The sequence below is a fragment of the Streptococcus agalactiae ATCC 13813 genome (assembly GCF_000186445.1).
GTDB lineage: Bacteria > Bacillota > Bacilli > Lactobacillales > Streptococcaceae > Streptococcus > Streptococcus agalactiae.
In genome coordinates this window covers 583,566-604,412 of sequence record NZ_GL636070.1, presented here as the reverse complement: position 1 = coordinate 604,412, position 20,847 = coordinate 583,566, and the positions used below count along the sequence as shown (strand labels likewise).

General features: G+C 35.1%; 18 protein-coding genes. 4 read left to right on the top strand and 14 right to left on the bottom strand.

Going from position 1 to position 20,847, the window contains the following annotated elements; all coding sequences use genetic code 11:
- Positions 1 to 49 precede the first annotated feature (49 nt).
- The 10 genes from HMPREF9171_RS110120 to HMPREF9171_RS110165 form a co-directional block, all read right to left on the bottom strand.
- On the bottom strand, positions 50 to 3,148 hold the full coding sequence (locus HMPREF9171_RS110120) for a pilus expression-regulating Snf2 family helicase (RefSeq protein ID WP_000089127.1): 3,099 nt from the start codon (positions 3,146 to 3,148) through the stop codon (positions 50 to 52).
- 155 nt (positions 3,149 to 3,303) lie between these two features.
- Positions 3,304 to 4,614 carry a ribosome biogenesis GTPase Der gene (gene der, locus HMPREF9171_RS110125; RefSeq protein WP_000244019.1) on the bottom strand — a complete coding sequence of 437 codons (1,311 nt, stop codon included), beginning with the start codon at positions 4,612 to 4,614 and terminating at the stop codon, positions 3,304 to 3,306.
- Between the two features lie 47 nt (positions 4,615 to 4,661).
- Positions 4,662 to 5,564: a primosomal protein DnaI gene (gene dnaI, locus HMPREF9171_RS110130; RefSeq protein WP_000843626.1), complete on the bottom strand. Its 903-nt coding sequence runs from the start codon at positions 5,562 to 5,564 to the stop codon at positions 4,662 to 4,664.
- Entirely contained in the window at positions 5,561 to 6,736 is a 1,176-nt protein-coding gene (locus HMPREF9171_RS110135) for a DnaD domain protein (RefSeq protein WP_000074513.1), read from the bottom strand. The genes dnaI and HMPREF9171_RS110135 overlap by 4 nt, the downstream gene beginning before the upstream one ends.
- Complete coding sequence (gene nrdR, locus HMPREF9171_RS110140; RefSeq protein WP_001203682.1) at positions 6,736 to 7,215, bottom strand: transcriptional regulator NrdR; 480 nt, start codon at positions 7,213 to 7,215, stop codon at positions 6,736 to 6,738. Before nrdR ends, HMPREF9171_RS110135 begins: the two co-directional genes overlap by 1 nt.
- A 148-nt stretch (positions 7,216 to 7,363) precedes the next feature.
- Positions 7,364 to 8,869, bottom strand: coding sequence for a HAMP domain-containing sensor histidine kinase (locus HMPREF9171_RS110145; protein ID WP_000791105.1), 1,506 nt, complete (start codon positions 8,867 to 8,869; stop codon positions 7,364 to 7,366).
- Positions 8,859 to 9,548 (bottom strand): response regulator transcription factor, encoded by a 690-nt coding sequence (locus HMPREF9171_RS110150; protein WP_000516681.1) that lies wholly within the window; start codon positions 9,546 to 9,548, stop codon positions 8,859 to 8,861. Before HMPREF9171_RS110150 ends, HMPREF9171_RS110145 begins: the two co-directional genes overlap by 11 nt.
- Before the next feature lie 234 nt (positions 9,549 to 9,782).
- The gene (locus HMPREF9171_RS110155; protein WP_000927544.1) at positions 9,783 to 10,316 is read right to left on the bottom strand and encodes a YceD family protein; all 534 of its coding nucleotides are present in this window, start codon (positions 10,314 to 10,316) and stop codon (positions 9,783 to 9,785) included.
- 104 nt (positions 10,317 to 10,420) lie between these two features.
- Entirely contained in the window at positions 10,421 to 11,311 is an 891-nt protein-coding gene (htpX, locus tag HMPREF9171_RS110160; RefSeq protein ID WP_000966818.1) for a zinc metalloprotease HtpX, read from the bottom strand.
- 20 nt (positions 11,312 to 11,331) lie between these two features.
- Positions 11,332 to 11,886, bottom strand: coding sequence for a LemA family protein (locus HMPREF9171_RS110165; protein ID WP_000537055.1), 555 nt, complete (start codon positions 11,884 to 11,886; stop codon positions 11,332 to 11,334).
- A gap of 127 nt (positions 11,887 to 12,013) precedes the next feature.
- Between HMPREF9171_RS110165 and rsmG the strand changes: the two genes are divergently transcribed.
- From rsmG to HMPREF9171_RS110180, 3 genes are read left to right on the top strand one after another with little or no spacing between them, the layout of a single operon-like run.
- Positions 12,014 to 12,727 carry a 16S rRNA (guanine(527)-N(7))-methyltransferase RsmG gene (gene rsmG, locus HMPREF9171_RS110170; RefSeq protein ID WP_000188798.1) on the top strand — a complete coding sequence of 238 codons (714 nt, stop codon included), beginning with the start codon at positions 12,014 to 12,016 and terminating at the stop codon, positions 12,725 to 12,727.
- A gap of 14 nt (positions 12,728 to 12,741) precedes the next feature.
- Entirely contained in the window at positions 12,742 to 14,121 is a 1,380-nt protein-coding gene (locus HMPREF9171_RS110175) for a TrkH family potassium uptake protein (protein WP_000680110.1), read from the top strand.
- Between the two features lie 12 nt (positions 14,122 to 14,133).
- The gene (locus tag HMPREF9171_RS110180) at positions 14,134 to 14,805 is read left to right on the top strand and encodes a potassium channel family protein (RefSeq protein WP_000850144.1); all 672 of its coding nucleotides are present in this window, start codon (positions 14,134 to 14,136) and stop codon (positions 14,803 to 14,805) included.
- A gap of 34 nt (positions 14,806 to 14,839) precedes the next feature.
- Here the strand turns inward: HMPREF9171_RS110180 and HMPREF9171_RS110185 are convergent, their stop codons facing one another.
- From HMPREF9171_RS110185 to sstT, 4 genes are all read right to left on the bottom strand, one after another.
- Positions 14,840 to 15,670, bottom strand: a complete 831-nt coding sequence (locus tag HMPREF9171_RS110185; protein WP_001118815.1) for an energy-coupling factor transporter transmembrane component T family protein — start codon at positions 15,668 to 15,670, stop codon at positions 14,840 to 14,842.
- Positions 15,663 to 17,339: an ABC transporter ATP-binding protein gene (locus HMPREF9171_RS110190; protein WP_000651257.1), complete on the bottom strand. Its 1,677-nt coding sequence runs from the start codon at positions 17,337 to 17,339 to the stop codon at positions 15,663 to 15,665. The genes HMPREF9171_RS110185 and HMPREF9171_RS110190 overlap by 8 nt, the downstream gene beginning before the upstream one ends.
- A 16-nt stretch (positions 17,340 to 17,355) precedes the next feature.
- The gene (locus HMPREF9171_RS110195) at positions 17,356 to 17,904 is read right to left on the bottom strand and encodes an ECF-type riboflavin transporter substrate-binding protein (RefSeq protein WP_001095696.1); all 549 of its coding nucleotides are present in this window, start codon (positions 17,902 to 17,904) and stop codon (positions 17,356 to 17,358) included.
- A gap of 168 nt (positions 17,905 to 18,072) precedes the next feature.
- Entirely contained in the window at positions 18,073 to 19,281 is a 1,209-nt protein-coding gene (gene sstT, locus HMPREF9171_RS110200) for a serine/threonine transporter SstT (RefSeq protein ID WP_000819592.1), read from the bottom strand.
- Between the two features lie 175 nt (positions 19,282 to 19,456).
- Here sstT and brnQ point away from each other — a divergent pair, with 175 nt between their 5' ends.
- Entirely contained in the window at positions 19,457 to 20,815 is a 1,359-nt protein-coding gene (gene brnQ / locus HMPREF9171_RS110205) for a branched-chain amino acid transport system II carrier protein (protein ID WP_000769347.1), read from the top strand.
- The last annotated feature ends 32 nt before the right edge of the window (positions 20,816 to 20,847 follow it).

The following is a 20,847-nucleotide window of genomic DNA, read 5'->3' as shown; positions in this document are numbered from 1 at the left end:
GAAAGCGAGAGACCACTTTCTTTTTTATATTATAGTCACATTATCATATTTATTTAGAAACTCCAAGTATCTCTCGAATATCATCTACGCTCATGCTAGCATGGGTTTCATTTCCATCCAGAACTGTTGTAACCAAATGTTTTTTAGTTTCTTGCATTTCTAGAATTTTTTCTTCGATTGTGCCTCTAGTAATCAAGCGATAAACCTCGACATTCTCTTTTTGCCCCAACCTATGTGCGCGACTAATCGCCTGCATTTCAACAGCTGGATTCCACCACAAGTCAATCAGAACAACGGTATCAGCTCCTGTAAGGTTGAGACCAACGCCACCAGCTTTTAAAGAAATCAAGAAAGCATCTTTTGATCCTGCATTAAATGCTCTGGTCATTTCATGACGTTCATTTGCTGGTGTAGAACCAGTAATTTTATAAGTTGTAAGCCCCATAGCTACCATCTCACGTTCTGCGATATCTAACATACCCCTGAACTGAGAAAAAATCAGAGCACGATGTCCATTTTCCTTAATTTGTGTTAAAAGTTGACGTAGGCTTTCTAACTTACCGCTTTCACCATCATAATCCATAAAAAGACGTGGAGTGTCGCAAATTTGACGTAATCGTGTGATGCCAGATAAAATTTCAATTTTACGACGATTTAAGTCAGCGTCACTAGAATGTTGGATACTTTCTTGAATTTGGCGTAATTGCGCCAAATAGATAACTTTTTGACTGTCTGTCATTTCATTTGGATAGTTCATTTCAATCAAATCCGGTAATTCTGGGAGAACTTCTTCTTTTCGACGTCTCATCACAAATGGTTTGATATAACGAGCAACTTGTTTAGGGTTCAACTTCAAAAACTCTTTCTTACCAGGTAATAAACCAGGTAAAATGATCTGGAAAATGGACCAAATTTCTAACAGTTTATTCTCAATAGGTGTTCCCGATAATGCAAAACAGTTTTTGACCTCAAAAGATCTCAAGCTATGGGCTATTTTAGTTTGAGCATTTTTCATAACCTGTGCTTCATCCAAAATTAAATAATCATAATTTCCTTCAGAATAAGTCTCAAAATCCTGCCTAAATGATGAATAACTTGTAATGATTACTTGATGACGTTCAGCAATAATTTCATCTCTACGAATCTTAGAACCATAGGCAACTGCTACATCTACGTCTGGCGCAAATTTGTGGAATTCATCTTGCCAATTATAAATTAAACTTGATGGTGATAAAATAAGCACACAAGAATCTCTAGTTAGTTTTGTACTTAAAAATGAAATCGTTTGAAGTGTTTTTCCAAGCCCCATATCATCAGCTAAAATCCCTGCAAAGCCATAATGATCTAACATACTTAACCAACGGACACCTGTAAGCTGATAATCGCGCAAAGAAGCTGATACAGGTAGACTAGGTATTTTAAACTTTTCTGGGTGTCTCAAATCTTCAATCAATTGGTAAAAATGTTGTGAAAAGCTAACATTATCTTGATTTGCAAACAGTTCTGATAATTGAAATGCTGCAATATTATCTAATTCAATATGCCCATTCTTTGCTCGTCTAGCTCTCAACCCTTGCAAAGTTGCACTTACTTTCTTAGTCTCTTCATCAAAAATAACTAATTGCCCTGATTTATTCACAAAATAAGAATTATTGTCAAACAAGGCTACCAGAGCTTGATCAACATCGTTTTCCAGTAAATCAGAGAAATCAAAAGAAATATCTAGCAGGCTTCCCTTAGCTTCAATATCAATTTGCGGTCGTTCTATGAGACGATAACTTTCCAATTTTGCGGATAAGCTTACTGTTCCCATTTTTTTAAATTGTGGAAGCATATAGGTATAAAAATCATATAATTCTTGTGCACTGTATGCTGGATGGCTGGTTGAAAAGTGGGGTGCAAAGCCATATCTTTCTAAGAGTTTAAATACTTTTTCTTCATGTTTGAAGTGACTAGCAAATGTTAACTGTTCTAGTTCTTGACGATTATGAACAGTTAAATCATTACCATAATCAAATACCATTTGCAATAAAATTTCATTTTGACCATTAATATCGAACTCAAAATTTACCTTAAAATCATGAATAGAGAAGCTCCGTGGAGCATCCACTAGTCCAATCTCCTTAAAATCCAGTAAATGAGCTGCTAACTTATCTTGATCATCTAAATCAAAATGGATATGTTTTGCTAAATCTCCCTCAATGGGAAGACTACGAATAGCCGTTACCATCTTTTCCTGCTTCAAATTAAGATGGTAGAAAGTATCGCGATAAAACAAATAAGAATTCGCAAATAGTGGTTTTAAGTCTTTCTCTTTGATTTCTAATTCAATTGATTGCCTATGGACAATAACCTTAAATTGATAAAGATGATCCTCACCTTCTAATTCCTTAAAGTAGAGGTGATTAAATTGATGAAAATCACTTTCAAATGAAAAATTTTCTAAAGCATTCATCAAAGTAACGCCCTCTTCAAAAAAACCACGAGTGAGACTAAGGTGACGACCTTGATTTGGTAAAATAAACTCTAGATCAATTTTGCTTGAATGACTTGGAATGAGCCTCCATAAAAATTCTATCAATTCTTGACTGGTCTCATCAAACTGTATCAAAGACAAAGTTTCAAAGTATTGTTTTCCAATCTGATAATAAGCTTCTTTTCGAACAGTATTTAAAAAGGCTTTGATGTCACGAATAACATAACTTCTATCATCAGGCAGTCGTCTAATTTTTAAAGTCCACCAGATATCATTAGCATAAGGATTTTGTTCTCCTTGAGCCGATAATTGATATTTTATAGTATCATCTTCATTAATAATTAGACTATCTAAAAAAACACTACCAAAAGAGGTTTTCTTCTTAGTTTCTTGTTGACTTTCTTGTTGAACTTGAACTTTAGATAAGATTGCTTTACCCTCTGGATCGTTTTTCAAGAAATGCTCCAGAGCAGCTAAATGTTGACAATAGCCTTTTCTTGCAAAAAAATCACAAGAACATTTTGTTTCTTCTGTTACTAATGAATATTCAATCTGACAATCCCCAACTTTAGCTTTTAATAGATTACCTTCTTGAGAAATCAAGGACACCAAACCTTGTTCGTAGAGTTCTATACCTTGATTTCGAATACGTCCTGGAATCATTCTACTCATTATGCTACCACCTTCATCTTATCCCTTAATTATAACAAAATTCAAGTCCAATTTCTTGTAAAAAAACTAAATTGATTGTTTTTTGATACAGTAACAAATTAAAAAAGGCTAAAACAACTGTCCTAACCTTCTATTTCAATTTCAACAATAAGATGTTATTTACGTTTACGTGCTATTAGATTAATTGGTGTTCCTTCAAAAACAAATGCTTCACGGATTTGATTTTCTAAGAAACGAAGATATGAAAAGTGCATCAATTCTTCTTCGTTAACAAAAACAACGAAAGTTGGTGGTTTAACAGCAACTTGAGTTGCGTAGAAAATCTTAAGACGTTTTCCTTTATCAGTTGGTGTTGGATTAATAGCAATAGCATCCATAATCACATCATTTAATACAGCAGACGGAATACGTTTGTTTTGACTTTCGCTAATACGTTTAATCATATCTGGTAGCTTGTGCAAACGTTGTTTTGTCTCTGCAGAAACAAAGATAATTGGCGCATAAGACAAGAATTGGAAGTTATCACGTATATCAGCTTCCCACTGACTGACAGTATGATTGTCTTTTTCGATAGTATCCCATTTATTAACTACAATAATAATACCTTTACCAGCTTCATGTGCAAACCCTGCAATACGCTTGTCATACTCACGAATACCTTCCTCTGCATTAATCACCATAAGAACAACATCTGAGCGGTCGATGGCGCGCATAGAACGCATAACAGAATATTTCTCTGTGTTTTCATATACCTTACCAGATTTACGCATACCAGCAGTATCAATCATGGTATACTCTTGCCCCTGGCTATCAACGAAATTAGTATCAATAGCATCGCGCGTAGTACCAGCAACTGGGCTAGCAATAACACGGTCTTCCCCAAGGATGGCATTAATTAAACTAGATTTCCCAACATTTGGACGTCCAATCAAACTAAAACGAATAATATCTGGATTTTCATTTTCCTCTTCTACCGGAAGATTTTCCACAATAGCATCCAATATATCACCAGTACCAATACCATGAACTGATGACAAGGGATAAGGATCCCCTAAACCAAGAGAGTAGAAATCGTAAATATCATTACGCATCTCAGGATTATCTACCTTATTAACAGCTAAAATAACCGGTTTATTGGTCTTATAAAGAATACGTGAGACATACTCATCTGCATCAGTCACACCTTCTTTACCCGACACAACAAACACAATAACATCAGCCTCTGTCATAGCAATGTCTGCTTGGTGCTTAATTTGCTCCATAAACGGTGCATCAACATCATCAATCCCACCAGTATCAATTAATGAAAACTTACGATTTAGCCACTCACCCGTTGTATAGATACGATCACGAGTGACTCCTTCAACGTCCTCAACAATGGAAATACGTTCTCCTGCAATTCTGTTAAATAATGTTGATTTTCCAACATTCGGACGACCAACAATAGCAACTGTAGGTAATACCATAATTCTCCTCTCACTATTGGGAATACTCCCAATTCCATTCTATTTTATTAACGGCGATTCGGTCCTTCTAAGTGGAATTCTATCGCTAAATATCGTACGCGCTCCATAACTCGTTTTGCTTGCCAAGTTTCGTCGCTTCCTTTTATATTAGCCCATTTTCTTTCCAAATCGTTAAAACTATAATTTGACGTAAAGAAAGTGGGCAATTCTTCTAGCATACGATGTTGTAATATAACTTGTAAAATCTCGTCACGAACCCAAGACGTTGCCTGTTCAGCCCCAATATCATCTAAAATCAAAATTGGAACACTTTTCACAGCATCAATTTCATCTTTTACAGTTCCGCTTGAAATAGCATTTTTGACATCAATAGCAAAACTAGGGAAATGAAGAAGAGTCGTTGACACACCCTTTCTCTCTGATAATTCCCTCGCCATTGCTGCCATTAAATAGGATTTCCCAACCCCCATATCTCCATATAAATAAAGCCCCTTATGATTATATGAAGGATAAGTCTCTACAAAATCAAGCAGTTGTGACATAGCTTTCATTCGACTCTCGTTATTAATATCAAAGTCAGTCATTCTGATATTCCGATAGGACTTGGGTAGATTAACTAAATTAATACGATCACTGATAGCTTGTTTTTTTTGTGCTTCAATTAACTCTCGTGTTTCTAAATAAGAAACATCTGCATAACCTTCATTCATAACCAAAATAGGCTCATAGCCTTTAGCAATATATTGACTATCCTTATTTTTAAATTTCTGACGCTCAATCAAAAATTGATTAAATTTAGACATGCTGATATTTATTTCACGCTGAGAAAGTTGGTGGGTTTTAATGAACTCCGCTACCTGAGCATCTGCTAAAATCATTTGAATAAGCTCATCATTTGTATTACGAGGCACTCTCCCTTGATTTTCTAATGCTTGTCCCACTGATTTCATGATTCACCATCCTTTCCTAATCGTTCTAAACGCTTGAGGGCATCTGTTTTAAACTGTTCTAATTCAATTTCTTTTTCTGGGCTAACCTCATCTTTATAATCAGGATTACTCCATTCAGGAACATTCGATTGTTTCTTCTTCGTTTCTGTTTTAGTCCTTACTTTTTGATCTGAAAAATCACGAATTTTAAGCACAGCATCTTCGGCCGTCATAACATTCTGAAAGGCAAAATCATTAGCAACTTTCATGATATAGGCCTTATTTAAGTTAGCAGATTTTGTCTTATTCAAGGTATATAAAACCATAACATTAATGACTTCGTCTAGGAAATTCATTTTTGCCAAATCCTCAAGTAAAGTCTTCTCACCACTTGTTGTCACTGCCTTACGGCTTCTCTTGATTTTTTCAAGGAACACTAGAGCACTATCATTTTTAGATTCCCTTAGTATGACCTTTTCATTATTTGTAAAACTCTGATTATCTTTAATATGCTGCCCCTCATTTTGTTGAACTTTCATTCGCTGAGGCGCAATCATTCCATTGATAGCTGTTTGTTTTGCTAATTGATAGGTATCATACCAATTTAAATGATAAAGTTCTGATACACTATAAATACCTAAGACATCATCTTTTTCATTGTTAAAACGTAAGCTATCTCGCATCATCAAACGTTTGAAACTTTCCAAGTCAAAAACATTTTTACTTCGGTTTACCTCTTGTTTTGGTTGTCCTAAATCCGAGAAAACATCTGTAAATTTTTTAGAGATATCTCTAGCATTTTTAGGTATTTTCATATCTAATTCTGCCACTGCTACCTCTCCTATACGTTTTTCTAACAAACGACGATAGATGGGATTAGATAAAAACAACTCATTTGACATAGCTTGATTCAACTTAACAAGGTAAGTACCTGTGGCTTGGTAAACAGTCAACAAATCCAAAGCTGTTAACATTACCAATGCATCTTGAAATCTTGGCATCCCGTATTGCAGATGATTGAGAACCTCTGAAAATTTATGACGTCGTATTCCGTCATCAAAAAAATGAACAAAATAATCATAGAGTGCCATGGCATCACTTCCCATAATTGGGAAATACAATTGTATTAAACTATTACTATCATAAACAATCTTATTTTGCTTAATATATGTAAACTCATCTATTGGACTCATCACACGCTACCACTCTTTTTACTCCGTACGCGCTTTGTAATTTGTTGAAGTAGTTCTTCAATTTCATCTACATCTTTAAAAGATTTATAAACACTAGCAAAGCGCACATAAGTAATCTCATCTAATTCGGCGAGTTCATCCATCACTAAATTTCCGATAGTGATACTAGAAACCTCATCTTCATACTCACTCCTAATTTTACGTTCGATACGTAAGATACAATTTTCAATATCTTCGCTCGAAACAGGGCGTTTTTGAGCACTCTGAATAATACCATTCAAAATTTTATCTCGAGAAAATTGCTCGCGAGTACCATCTTTCTTTATGACTAAAAGAGGCAATTCTTCCAAACGTTCAAATGTTGTAAAGCGGTTGCCACATTTTTCGCACTCTCTCCGGCGTCTAATAGTCGTACCTTCTTCAGCTTGTCGGCTATCAACCACACTAGATTTATTATAGCCACATTTTGGACAACGCATGTCAACACCCCTATTCTATCATATCATTTAATCATCTTATTTTAACATAAATTCAGTAATAACAAAAGAAGCGCCTCTCTTATCACCTCATCATATCAAAACACAAAATAATCCTTATGCCTTTTATCATTAAGCATAAGGATTTTTCTTATATTTCTTTAGTTTCTTCAAATTTTTTTATAGGAATGCGAACAATGAATTCAGTCCCTTGATTTAGTTCACTTTTAATATCCACCTTTAAATGGTAAGCATCCATAATTTGTTTAAACACTGAAAGCCCGATACCTAAACCAGCTTGTGTACTTTCTCTGTTACGTGATTTATCAGTTCGATAAAAACGATCAAAGATAAACTCAATATCTTCATCTGAGATACCTTCTCCTTTATCTTTTACAACTACTGTCGCAAAATCATTGTCTACTGATAAAACAACACTGACTTCTTTATAACTAGGAGAGTACTTGATAGCGTTATCAATTAAGATCATGAGAGCTTGCTCAAAATGTATCTTATATATCTTTCCCCAGACGATATCTGAAATATTATTTTCAAAAATAAATTGAAAATCTTCTCTCAAAATACGGAAATTTTCAATAACAACTGATATAGAGCTTGATAAATCTGTCACTTCATCTTGATGAAGTTCCAAGCTTCCTTGGACACGGATCATATTTAACATGTCATTAATCATTAAGGACATACGATCTGCCTCATGGTATGCCGCTGCTAAACTTTCTTCAAGAATTTCTGGATCATCTTTCCCCCAACGTTGTAATAAACCAATATGACCCTTTACAACAGCGACAGGCGTTCTTAATTCATGACTAACATCACTAATGAATTGTGATTGTCGACGAGTATAGTCTTCCAACTGATCCAACATCCCATCAAAAATCCTAGACAATTCTCCAATTTCGTCTTCTGAACGGACCTTACTTCTAATTTCTAAGTTACTAGGATTTTCAGATATCTGATGCATTAAGTCGTGTAAATTTTTAACCGGACGAACAATACGCTTAGTAGCACTATTAATAACGACCAAGGCTAAAACAGTCCCTAAAACTTCCATCATAATCAAGAAAACAATGATGTTTTGCCTCATACTATAATAACGACCTAAATTATAGAAAATTTGAACGTATCCAAGCAACTGTCCTGTTTTTTGAGAGTAGATTGCTTTTGTACCAACAAAACCTTCCATATCTGCAACTTTAGAAATGATAACTTTTCCCATGGATTTACCAATAGTTGGCATACCCGTTCTCAGTGTAGAAAAAACTGGTTTCCTGTTGACATCGTATAGGGTCATTTCTTGATTAACATAAAGAATACTATCAATTGACTCGCCCGTTCTAACAATTCCATTTTGACGCTTATGAGGATAGATGTCATCCGCAAAAACCTGGTTGTACAGGATCTCTAAAATATCATCGGATGTCAAACTAGAGTTCGCTTGCGACAAACGAACTCTAGTTTTTTCTAATAACCTACCGACATTAATTTTTTCCCTGTGAAGGACGTATCTTGTTGCCGAAGTATAAACTAAAACAGAAAATACTGTAAATAGGCTAAAAAATAAGATAAAAACTAATTGCGATAATTTTTTTGACAGAGGTTGTTTTACCCCTATAAACTGATCTTTTTTATTTTTCACGAATCACATAGCCCATTCCGCGAACAGTTTGAATATATGATTCACGACCTGGGATATCAATTTTACCTCTTAGGTAACGGATATAAACATCAACAACGTTTGTCTCTGCTGCCACATCGTATTTCCAAACATGTTCTAACAACTCTTCTCGTGTCATAACACGATTCATATTTGTCATCAAGACATTCAACAAATCAAATTCACGTTTTGTTAGTGAAATTTCCTCATCACCACGCATCGCTGAACGATTATGAGTATTTAATGATAAATCACGGAAACTACCGCTATCACCTTTTTCTTTTGTCTTCGTTTCAATTTCTTGGCGTCGGAAAATCGCTCTAACACGTGCTAATAATTCTTCGATTGCAAACGGCTTAACAATATAATCATCTGCTCCACGATCAAGACCAGCTACAATATCCATAACAGAATCACGTGCTGTCATCATCATGATATAGGTTGTTTTTTCAGCCTGCAGGCGACGTGTGATTTCGAAACCATCCATCTCTGGAAGCATTAAATCCAGTAGAATCAAATCAAAATCTTTTTCTAATGCTGTGTCCAATCCTTCACGACCGTTTGTTTCAACAACAACATCATATCCTTCATGTAGTAGTTCTAACGAGACGAAGCGAGCTAAATTTTTCTCATCTTCGATTATTAAGATCTTTTTACCCATCTACACCAACCTTCTTATTCTTTACTTAACACTATCAATTATTTTTTAGAATATCTAGATAAAAAACAAGATAGCCCACATTTTACTAACGTTTCTTTAAATAAATAAATCGCCATCCCAAACAATTGTTCGATAGCGAGACTTAATTTTTATTATTGAGTAGTGTCCTCTGTCACTTTTCAATTCTACTAAAAAAAAATTAAAATATCAACTGATGTTATTAATAATTTTTATCTAATCACTATCAAACATACCTTCTAAGACTGCGAAAGGATTAGATTTTTCTTTTTCTTTAGCTTGTTTTTCTTCATACTGCTTTTCAGTCATTAACGACCAATTTTTACCTGATAAATCCGCTTCTACCCCAACCTCATCAGCTGCCAGAACACGAAGAGGTATATTTAACAAGATATTATCGATAACGCTTTCTTCTAAATTAATATCATCTTCCTCTAATATTAAGACCAAATCCTGATCAACGAGCTCTTTTTTTGTGCTAACGTTTTCAGCTTCAATAAAAACTTCATTAATAGTTTGCTTTTCAGATAAAACAACTGGTTTCATAGAACGACTAGACGGTAATGTAATATCGTAAGCCATATTATAGTCAAGTAGATAGAGACCATCTTCATACACCACATGACCTGAAACTTGAATATCAGAAATATCCATTATCTCTGAATGACGCTCCATAAGCGACTCTTTGATATCTATTTTTTTATCAAAATAAAGCCCCTCTGGTGATTTTTTGATTTCTGTAAGTAACACGTGCCATCTCCCTTTATAGTATATGTCATATTATATCAAGTTTTACAGGCTTTGTCTTAAAAAAACAAAACGCAAGGCATACCTACCCTACGTTTTGTTAACGACTACATATGACGCAAACGCTCAATACGATCTGCAATTGGTGGATGCGTATAAAATAAAGACTTTAACCCTTCTTTTTTCATTGGGTCATTGATATAGAGAGCCGCACTAGCATCATCTACTGGATGCCCCATAGGTTCAGAACGATCAAGTTTTTCTAAAGCAGAGATCATTCCTTGTGGATTTCTTGTTAACTCAACAGAACTGGCGTCTGCTAAGTATTCGCGCTGTCTTGAAATAGCTAACTGAACTAAACTAGCGGCTAATGGTGCAAGGATTAGTGATAAAATAGAGAAAATCAAAACCAAGATGTTTCCACCATCTTCTCTGTCATCATCACGCCTACGACCTCCGCCGTAAAATAGCATACGGCTACCAATGCTTGATATTAGAGTTACAGCACTCGCTAAAGCTACTGCAATGGTTGAAATACGGATATCATAATTACGAATATGACTAACCTCATGTCCAATAACACCCTCTAGCTCTTCGCGGTTCATAACAGCTAATAGGCCCGTTGTTGCTGCAACAGCAGCATTTTCTGGCTTAGAGCCTGTGGCAAAGGCATTTAGGGAGTCATCTTCAACAATGAAAACGCGTGGCATAGGTATCTGAGCTACCATTGCCATATCTTCAACAATATGAAAATAATTTGGCGCCTCATCTTCTGTAACTTCACGCGCATTGTTCATTGACATAACAACATTAGTTGATTGAAAAATCATACTTACTGCATAGATAACCCCAATAATTAGAGCTAGAACAAGCCCAAATTGGTAGCTGCCTAATACCAAATAACCTACAGCTGCTCCAATAGCTGCTAAAAGACAGAAGAAGACAATTAACAAGACAACTGTTTTTCTCTTATTACTTGCAATTTGTTGATACAGCAAAAGCCTCTCTCCCTTCTCAATTAAAAGTCAAAGGAAACTTTTGGCACTTCTTTTTCTTCTTCAGGAGTTTCTAAGAATTGGCTTGGTTTGAACCCAAATAGTTTTCCAACAATATTACTTGGGAAAGTTTCTAATTTCACATTATAATTGGATGTTGTTGTGTTATATAACTGACGTGAATAAGAAATTTTATTTTCCGTATTAGTTAGTTCTTCTTGAAGTTTAACAAAGCTATTGTTGGCTTTTAAATCTGGGTAATTTTCAGCAACCGCTAAAATACTTGAAAGCTGTCTTGTTAACTCATTACTTGCTGTCATTGCTTCAGCAGGTGTGTTAGCTTTAGCAACTTGAGCACGCAGTTCTGCAATCTTCTCAAGTGTTTTCCCTTCGTACGCAGCATAGCCTTTAACAGTTTCGATTAGGTTTGGAATTAAATCGTTACGACGTTTCAATTGAACGTCTATTTGACTCCATGATTCTTTAGTATGCATGCGACTTCTAACTAAACTGTTATAAGCAACAATCAACCAAATAACAAACAAAGCAATAATTGCTATTAAAATCATAGTTCCCATAGTAGTAGCTCCTTTACATTTTTTCCATTATAGCAATTTTCTTTAGATTAGGAAAGTCCTGTTATTCCCATTATTAGTATTTGTGATAAAATAGAGTCATTATACGATATAGAAATTGAGGTTTACTATGACACCCCAAGCATTTTATCAAGTTCTGATAGAGCATGGTATTACACTTACTGACAAACAGAAAAAACAATTTGAAACTTATTTTAGACTTCTTGTTGAATGGAATGAGAAAATTAACCTAACAGCTATTACAGATAAAGAAGGGGTTTACTTAAAGCACTTCTATGATTCTATTGCGCCGATTTTACAAGGTTATATTGACAATAGTCCTCTTAGCATTTTAGATATTGGTGCTGGTGCAGGTTTTCCTAGTATTCCTATGAAAATCCTTTATCCTGAAATTGATATTACTATTATTGATTCACTGAATAAACGCATTAATTTTCTAAACATATTAGCTAATGAACTTGAACTTTCAGGAGTTCACTTCTTCCATGGGCGCGCTGAGGACTTTGGTCAAGATAAAGTATTTCGAGCTAAATTTGATATCGTAACAGCTCGTGCAGTAGCTAGAATGCAGGTTCTAGCAGAATTGACAATACCTTTTCTTAAAATTAATGGGCGCTTGATTGCACTGAAAGCTGCAGCTGCTGAAGAGGAATTAATTTCTGCTGAAAAAGCTTTGAAAACACTATTTTCACAAGTAACTGTAAATAAAAATTATAAGTTACCTAATGGTGATGACCGAAATATCACAATCGTTAGCAAGAAAAAAGAAACGCCTAATAAATACCCTCGTAAAGCTGGTACTCCAAACAAGAAGCCTTTGTAAAGTTGGGAGCTAGTATGAAACATTTCTTTGATTACAAGACAATGTCTGTCGCACGTAAACTCAGCATTAGTTTTATCGCTGTTATCCTATTGGGAAGTATTTTACTTTCACTTCCAATTTTTCAATATGCTAACGCCCCTAAAACACATTACATCGATCACCTTTTCACGACTGTTTCAATGGTATGTGTAACTGGTTTATCTGTTTTTCCTATCAGTAAGGTTTATAACGGTTGGGGGCAGATTGTAGCTATTTTACTCATGCAAACAGGGGGACTTGGTTTAGTAACACTAATGTCATTGTCTTACTATACCCTAAGACGTAAAATGTCGTTAAATGATCAAACCCTTTTGCAGTCGGCGATAACTTATAACAGTTCGACAGATTTAAAAAAATATCTCTATATGATTTTTAAAGTAACTTTAACTTTAGAAGTTTTAGCAGCCAGCATTTTAGCCATAGATTTTATTCCTCGATTTGGTTTGGGTCATGGTATCTTTAATAGTATATTCTTAGCTGTCTCAGCCTTTTGTAATGCCGGTTTTGATAATCTAGGGGCAACGAGCTTAGCTCAATTTAAACTAAATCCTTTGGTTAACATTATCGTTTGTTTCTTAATTATTTCAGGAGGACTTGGATTTGCCGTATGGAAAGATTTAATTGAAGCTACTATACAAACATCTCACAAGGGACCAAAATTAATCAAGACATTTCCAAAACGCCTCAGCAACCATTCTAAACTGGTTTTAAAAACAACAACCATTATTTTACTAACAGGAACTTTGCTTTCTTGGTTATTAGAGTTTGGAAATTTTAGAACAATTGCTAATTTATCTCTACCTAAACAACTAATGGTCAGCTTTTTCCAAACAGTTACGATGCGTACCGCTGGATTTTCAACTATTGATTATACCCAAACTGATTTCGCAACCAATCTTGTTTATATTATCCAAATGTTAATTGGAGGAGCTCCTGGTGGAACGGCAGGGGGATTTAAAGTCACTGTTATCGCCATTTTACTCTTATTATTTAAAGCTGAATTGAGTGGCCAAAGCCAAGTGACTTTTCATTATCGAACAATTCCTTCCAGTATTATTAAACAAACACTATCGATTTTAACTTTCTTTTTTATCATACTTATTAGCGGCTATCTCCTTCTTCTGGAACTCAATCCCCATATAGATCCTTTTTCTCTTTTCTTTGAGGCATCTAGTGCCTTAGCAACCGTGGGTGTAACAATGAACACTACCAATCAATTAACTCTGGACGGTCGAATTGTAATTATGTTCCTCATGTTTATTGGTCGAGTCGGTCCAATTACCGTACTGCTATCAATTCTTCAGAAAAAAGAGAAGGAAATTCGCTATGCTGAAACAGAAATTATTCTAGGTTAGAAAAGGTCTTTTATGAAAACAAAAATTATTGGTGTACTTGGTCTAGGAATATTTGGACAAACACTCGCACAAGAACTAAGTAACTTTGAACAAGATGTTATTGCTATCGACAGCAATCCTGAAAATGTACAAGCTGTCGCTGAAGTTGTTACAAAAGCAGCTATCGGAGACATTACTGATTTAGCTTTCCTAAAACACATCGGGATCAGTGACTGTGATACTGTTATTATTGCTACAGGAAACAGTTTAGAGAGCTCAGTATTGGCCGTAATGCACTGTAAAAAGCTAGGCGTCCCACAAGTTATTGCTAAAGCTCGAAACCTTGTATACGAAGAAGTACTCTATGAAATTGGTGCTGATTTGGTTATCTCTCCGGAGCGAGAATCTGGGCAAAATGTTGCTGCAAACCTCATGAGAAATAAAATTACAGATGTCTTCCAGATTGAATCTGATATTTCTGTCATTGAATTTAAAATTCCCAAATCATGGGTAGGGAAAACTGTCGAACAATTAAATATCCGTCACAAGTTTGATCTTAACCTCATAGGTATCAGAAAAGCAAAAAACAAACCTGTCGATACCGAAGTTCCAATCAATAGTCCACTTGAAGAAGGTATTATTCTAGTGGCTATCGCTAACTCAGATGCCTTCCAACGCTATGACTATTTAGGATACTTTAACTAAAGAAAATAAAAAACTGACTATTAAGGTCAGTTTTTTATTGCCATGGGTTATAGAAACGTCCATGATTAAGGTGAATTAAATAAAGGCTTACAAACAGACTAGCTAGAGCAAGTATGATTAAGACAATGTCACTTTTTTCCAAAGATTGCTTAGAGTACCAAGTACGTCTTTTATTTTTACCAAATCGTCGAAGTTCCATAGCAGTTGCTACTGTATCAATACGTTCTAGAGAGCTAAAAATTAATGGTGTGACAATCTGCAAATTCCCCTTAATGCGTGCTACTAAGTTCGATTTTTTTGATAATTCTATTCCTCTTGCCTCTTGTGCTCGACGTATTGTATAAAATTCTTCTTGAACATCAGGTATATATCTAAGGGTCAAACTAACAGCATAAGCTACTTTATATGATAAACCTAATTGATTTAAACTTGATGCGAACTGACTAGGATTAGTTGTCATCAAAAACAAAAGAGCTAAAGGCACTGTACAAAAGTATTTTAAAATCAGATTAAAGAGGTAAAACAACTCTTGGCTAGTCACATCATATGGGCCAATTCCTTTTAACAATAAAGAAGAACTACCATAAATCTTATCACCATAATGGGGAGCAAAAAGATAGACCATTATAATATTTAGAACAGCGAATACAACAACTAAAGTCATAACAAAGGACACCTGTTGCCATTTGATTTTTGCTAATCTAAATAAGACTAGCGATCCCAATGAAACAACAATTAAAAATCTTGTATCATAAGTGGTCATGCAAGCAACAGAAACTAAAATAAAAAATAGTAACTTACTGGCACCTGATAGTCTGTATAGAAAGCCATAACCCTCTTGATAACCAATTAATTGTTTAGCCATTCTTACCTCCTTGATTATCAATGTACCATTGTGTTAGTTTCTGTGGAGATATCCCTAATCTGTCTGCTAAAGCAAATAAACTCGTTTTCTTTAAATGAGTCTTTTTCAAAAGCTCTGTATTTGAAAGGATGTTAATAGGATGATCATCTGCAACAATCAGACCATTGTCGATTACAATTGCACGATCTGTATACTCTAACATAAGCTGCATATCATGTGTAATCATAACAATGGTATGTCCATCACAACTTAGTTTGTCAAGGAAAGACATCATTTCAGTATAATGCTTCATATCTTGACCAGCTGTTGGTTCATCCAAAATAATAACTTCTGGATTTAAAATCAGTATCGAAGCAATCGTAACACGTTTTTTCTGACCGAATGATAGAGCCGATATAGGCCAATTCCTAAATTGGTAGAGCCCACAAACCTTTAATATATCGTAGACTCGACTTTCTATATCATTATCACTAAAACCTCTTAAACGGAGACCCAAAGCAACTTCATCAAAAACCATCGCTTGACTTATCATCTGATTGGGATTTTGCAAAACATAGCCAATTCGTTCTGCTCTTTCTTTTATAGAGTCTTGACTGACATCTTCATTATTATAAATTAGAGTAGCATTATTAGGGATAAACTGACATAACGCTTTAGCTAAAGTAGATTTACCTGCACCATTTTTCCCAACGATAGCTAACCGCTGACCTTTATATAAATCAAACGAAACATCATCTAAAGTATTATTCTCTAAATCATATGACACCGACAAATGCTGTACTGATAATAATTTATCTGTATGTTTATCTAAATCTAATGCTCGCATTTTAGGTATCAATAGTTCACTGAAATCAAAGTCATCAATAGACGTCATTGTATTTTGTTTTTCAAAGTCATATCCTAAATTTTTGAGGGCAGAAATATACAGTGGTTCTCGAATACCATATTCAGATAAAAAATTAGTTTTTAAAAGTTGATCCGGCTCCCCATTATAAATAATTTGTCCATCACTAAAAAGAACTACACGATCTACTCGCTCATAAAGAACATCTTCCAATCGATGTTCAATAATAATAGTGGTCGCATCTTGCTCTTGATGAATACGGTCAACCAATGCCATGATATCTTGTCCCGATTGTGGATCTAGATTAGCCAAAGGCTCATCAAATAATAGAATTGGGCTGTCGTCTACTAAAACTCCAGCTAAACTAACCCGTTGTTTTTGTCCTCCCGACAAGTCTTGTGGACGTTTAGACAAAAGAGGAGCTATTTCTAAACGTTTTGCCCACATTTCAACGATAGAGGTCATTTCTTCCTGTGCTACAACATCATTTTCTAATGCAAAAGCAATATCTTCTGCTACTGTCAATCCTATAAATTGGCCATCTGGGTCTTGTAAAACCGTAGAAACTAAATGAGACTTGTCATATATTGACAAGTCAAAAGCATTTTTATGGTTAATCGTAAAAATACCACTATATTGGCCTTTATGAGTATTTGGGATAATACCATTTAAACAATGACCAAGCGTTGACTTCCCCGACCCTGAAGGTCCTAATATCAAGACCTTTTCACCTTTAGGAATGCTTAAGTTAATCCCTTTTAAAGTTGGTTCAGATTGAACGTCATATTGAAAGGTAAAATCCTTCCATTCAATAAAATCTTTCATAGATTACTCTCTTATCCTAATCTTTGGATAAACTACCTTTTTGTGGTCGTGATTTAGCGTATGCTAGCAACAAAAGCGTACCACCTACTCCAATAGTAATGGAATTCACAAGGCTTGATAAGAAACCTTGTGCAAAAACTTTGCTTGCAGGTTCGCTATAAAAGAAAATATCACCATACGGTGCAACGACAGACCAACCTATAAGGTTAGCAATAACTTGAACTACATTAAATAGAAGCAAATCCTTCTTAGTCATGCCAGATAATTGAATAGCTAATTTTTTAGCAAAAAAGCCTATCATCAAACCTAAAAGACCACTAACTAAAACCCAAGTCCACCACGGAGAACCATATTGAATCGAATCTTTCAATGCGTGTCCGATAAAACCAGTAAAAAAACCAACTCCTGGTCCATAAATAACTGCAAATAATGCTAAAACCGCATACTGCAATTGAATATTAGTATTTGGAATTGGTGTTGGTATATTAACTAGCATACCTATAATGATAAAAAGTGCAGCTCCAATTCCAGTCGCTACAACCTTTTTTATTGTGTTTGTATTCATAAAAACCTCTCTGAAAAACAAGCTTAAACAGTCACTTACAATCTGTTTTATTTTATCATATTTCAAGCTGATTTGAAACCTTATTGACAAGAAGAACTGAAAAACGATTGAAAATAATATTAAATACCAAAAAAGGTCTCAGATAGAATACCTGAGACCTTCATTAGTTTATTTTTTTCCCAAAACTGATTTTTCAGCTACAGCCGTGAATAGAACATCTGTCGATGAATTTAAAGCTGTCTCACACGAATCCTGTATCACCCCTACAATGAAACCAACTCCTACGACTTGCATTGCAACGTCATTTGAAATACCAAATAAGCTACATGCCACCGGAATCAATAAAAGTGAACCACCAGTTACACCAGAAGCTCCACATGCTGATACAGCAGCAACCACACTTAATAAGAAAGCTGTTGGAAAATCAACAGTAATTCCTAAAGTATTTACTGCTGCTAAAGTCAGGATATTAATTGTAATAGCTGCCCCAGCCATATTGATAGTTGCACCAAGCGGGATAGATACTGAGTAAGTGTCTTTATCTAATCCTAAATCCTCACATAGTCTCATATTAACAGGAATATTCGCCGCAGAACTACGTGTAAAGAAAGCTGTAATACCTGAATCCTTCAAGCATCGTAATACCAAAGGGTAAGGATTTTTACGCATCATAACAAAAGCAATGATTGGGTTAACAACAAGAGCTACAAATAACATCGTACCCACCAAAACTAATATTAAAAGACCATAATCACCTAGTATACCAATACCGTTTTCTGAAATGCTAGTGAAAACCAACCCCATAATACCAATTGGGGCCAAATTGATAATCCATTTGACAACTTGTGAAGTAGCATCAGCAAAAGTTTGCATTAAATCTTTTGTACGCTGATTACTGCTTCGCATCGCCAAACCAAAAATAACCGCCCAAAATAGAATACTCATATAATTGGCCTCGGTAATGGCATGAATGGGATTATCAACAATTTTCAATAAAAGAGATTGAAAGACTTCTGAAATCCCCTTGGGAGGTAATAAGTCTGTCTTTGCTGGCGTTTTCAATATCAGTGTCAAAGGGAAAATATAGTTCACAACAACGGCGATTAGGGCAGCTGCAAAAGTTGCAGTGATATACAAACCAATTATCGTTGACATATTGGTCTTACCGCCCTCACGGTGTTGCGACAAGGCACTAATAACTAAAGTGAAAACTAAAAGAGGGGCAATAGCTTTCAACCCTCCTACAAAAAGTTGACCAAGTAAACCAATCGTAGAGGCTTTAGGGACTAAAATACCCAAGAATAAGCCAATAACGACTCCAATTGCTATTTTTTTTATCAAGCTTGTTTTTCTCCAAGCTTTTAAAAATCGTTTCATACTAAACTCCTAAAAAATTCTTGAACTCTATAATATGATAAAAAAAAAGATTCGTCAAATACCTTTTTTATTTTTTAGAGGTTGACGAATTCTAAATTTTTCTGATATAATCACTTTTTGAAATATTCAATCAATTTCGAAAATAAAATATTTTTTTGTACAGAAAGGTACATTGATGAAACTAAAAAACACTTATATCATTATCGGCTTGATGCTTTTTGCGCTGTTCTTTGGAGCCGGTAATCTTATTTATCCAGCCTACTTAGGTATCTACTCTGGTTCTAATTGGGCGTGGGCTATCATTGGGTTCTGCTTAACAGGCGTAACTTTACCCCTACTTGGTGTTGCAGCTGTTGCGTACTCAGGAGCAACCGATGTTGAAAGCTTCACCAAACCTGTCTCTAAAACATATGCTATTTTCTTTGCAGTAGCACTATACCTATCTATTGGACCTTTCTTTGCCATTCCTCGAACAGGGGCAACCTCATTCTCAGTTGGTATTCAACCTATCTTAGGCGACAGCTCCTTGGTCAAAATTATCTATGGTTTAATTTTCTTTGGTATTTCTTATTTCTTAGCTATTAGACCTAGTCAGATTGTAGATCGTATTGGTAAATATCTAACTCCCTTTTTACTAACTGTTATTAGTATTTTAATTATTGCCTCACTCATCCATCCAGCTGCTATCGTTGGAACACCACATAACGCTTCAACGAATGTCAGCGATGCTTTCAAGGATTTACCATTCCTAGCAGGACTGATTCAAGGTTATGGTACAATGGATGCCCTTGCATCAATTGCTTTTGCTATTATCGTTATTCAAGCAAGTAAACAGTACGGAGCAATTACTAAAAAAGAAATTACTTCTATGACACTTAAATCTGGTGCTATCGCTACATTTCTTTTAGCTTTTATTTATATTTTTGTAGGACGTATTGGTGCAACTTCACAAAGCTTGTTTAAATTTGCAAATGGTTCCTTCTTACTTCATAATACTCCAATAGACGGTGGGCATGTTCTTAGTCAATCAGCTAACTTCTATTTAGGAATTGTGGGACAAGCTATTTTAGGTACGGCTATTTTTCTTGCTTGCTTAACAACAGCTACTGGATTAATCACTGCTTGTGCGGAATACTTCCACAAATTACTTCCAAAGATTAGTCACATTACTTGGGCTACAATCTTTACTTTAATTGCTATTACGTTCTATTTTGGTGGTTTATCAGAGATTATCCGTTGGTCACTACCAGTTCTCTATCTTCTCTATCCATTAACTATAGTCTTAATTTTCTTAGTCTTTTTTGATCAAAAATTTGAAAGTAGCCGCATTGTCTACCAAACTTCTATTGCCGCCACTGCTGTCGCTGCTTTATACGATGCCTTATCAAAACTCGGCGAAATGACTGGTTTATTTACCATTCCATCCGCTTTGACCACATTCTTTACTAAAGTTGTTCCTTTAGGTGAATATTCTATGGGATGGATTAGTTTTGCAATTTGTGGTGTCTTAGTTGGTCTTATTCTAAAAAAGTAAAAGCATAATAATTTAAAGCAGTACGAAAATTA

Bases quoted from the DNA above. Each gene is read 5' to 3' on its own strand.
- brnQ (WP_000769347.1), top strand. From the start codon at position 19,457: ATGAAACTAAAAAACACTTATATCATTATCGGCTTGATGCTTTTTGCG.
- der (WP_000244019.1), bottom strand. From the start codon at position 4,614: ATGGTATTACCTACAGTTGCTATTGTTGGTCGTCCGAATGTTGGAAAA.
- nrdR (WP_001203682.1), bottom strand. From the start codon at position 7,215: ATGCGTTGTCCAAAATGTGGCTATAATAAATCTAGTGTGGTTGATAGC.
- HMPREF9171_RS110150 (WP_000516681.1), bottom strand. From the start codon at position 9,548: ATGGGTAAAAAGATCTTAATAATCGAAGATGAGAAAAATTTAGCTCGC.
- HMPREF9171_RS110180 (WP_000850144.1), top strand. From the start codon at position 14,134: ATGAAAACAAAAATTATTGGTGTACTTGGTCTAGGAATATTTGGACAA.
- HMPREF9171_RS110185 (WP_001118815.1), bottom strand. From the start codon at position 15,670: ATGGCTAAACAATTAATTGGTTATCAAGAGGGTTATGGCTTTCTATAC.
- dnaI (WP_000843626.1), bottom strand. From the start codon at position 5,564: ATGAAATCAGTGGGACAAGCATTAGAAAATCAAGGGAGAGTGCCTCGT.
- HMPREF9171_RS110175 (WP_000680110.1), top strand. From the start codon at position 12,742: ATGAAACATTTCTTTGATTACAAGACAATGTCTGTCGCACGTAAACTC.
- sstT (WP_000819592.1), bottom strand. From the start codon at position 19,281: ATGAAACGATTTTTAAAAGCTTGGAGAAAAACAAGCTTGATAAAAAAA.
- rsmG (WP_000188798.1), top strand. From the start codon at position 12,014: ATGACACCCCAAGCATTTTATCAAGTTCTGATAGAGCATGGTATTACA.
- HMPREF9171_RS110190 (WP_000651257.1), bottom strand. From the start codon at position 17,339: ATGAAAGATTTTATTGAATGGAAGGATTTTACCTTTCAATATGACGTT.
- HMPREF9171_RS110120 (WP_000089127.1), bottom strand. From the start codon at position 3,148: ATGAGTAGAATGATTCCAGGACGTATTCGAAATCAAGGTATAGAACTC.
- HMPREF9171_RS110135 (WP_000074513.1), bottom strand. From the start codon at position 6,736: ATGAGTCCAATAGATGAGTTTACATATATTAAGCAAAATAAGATTGTT.
- HMPREF9171_RS110195 (WP_001095696.1), bottom strand. From the start codon at position 17,904: ATGAATACAAACACAATAAAAAAGGTTGTAGCGACTGGAATTGGAGCT.
- HMPREF9171_RS110165 (WP_000537055.1), bottom strand. From the start codon at position 11,886: ATGGGAACTATGATTTTAATAGCAATTATTGCTTTGTTTGTTATTTGG.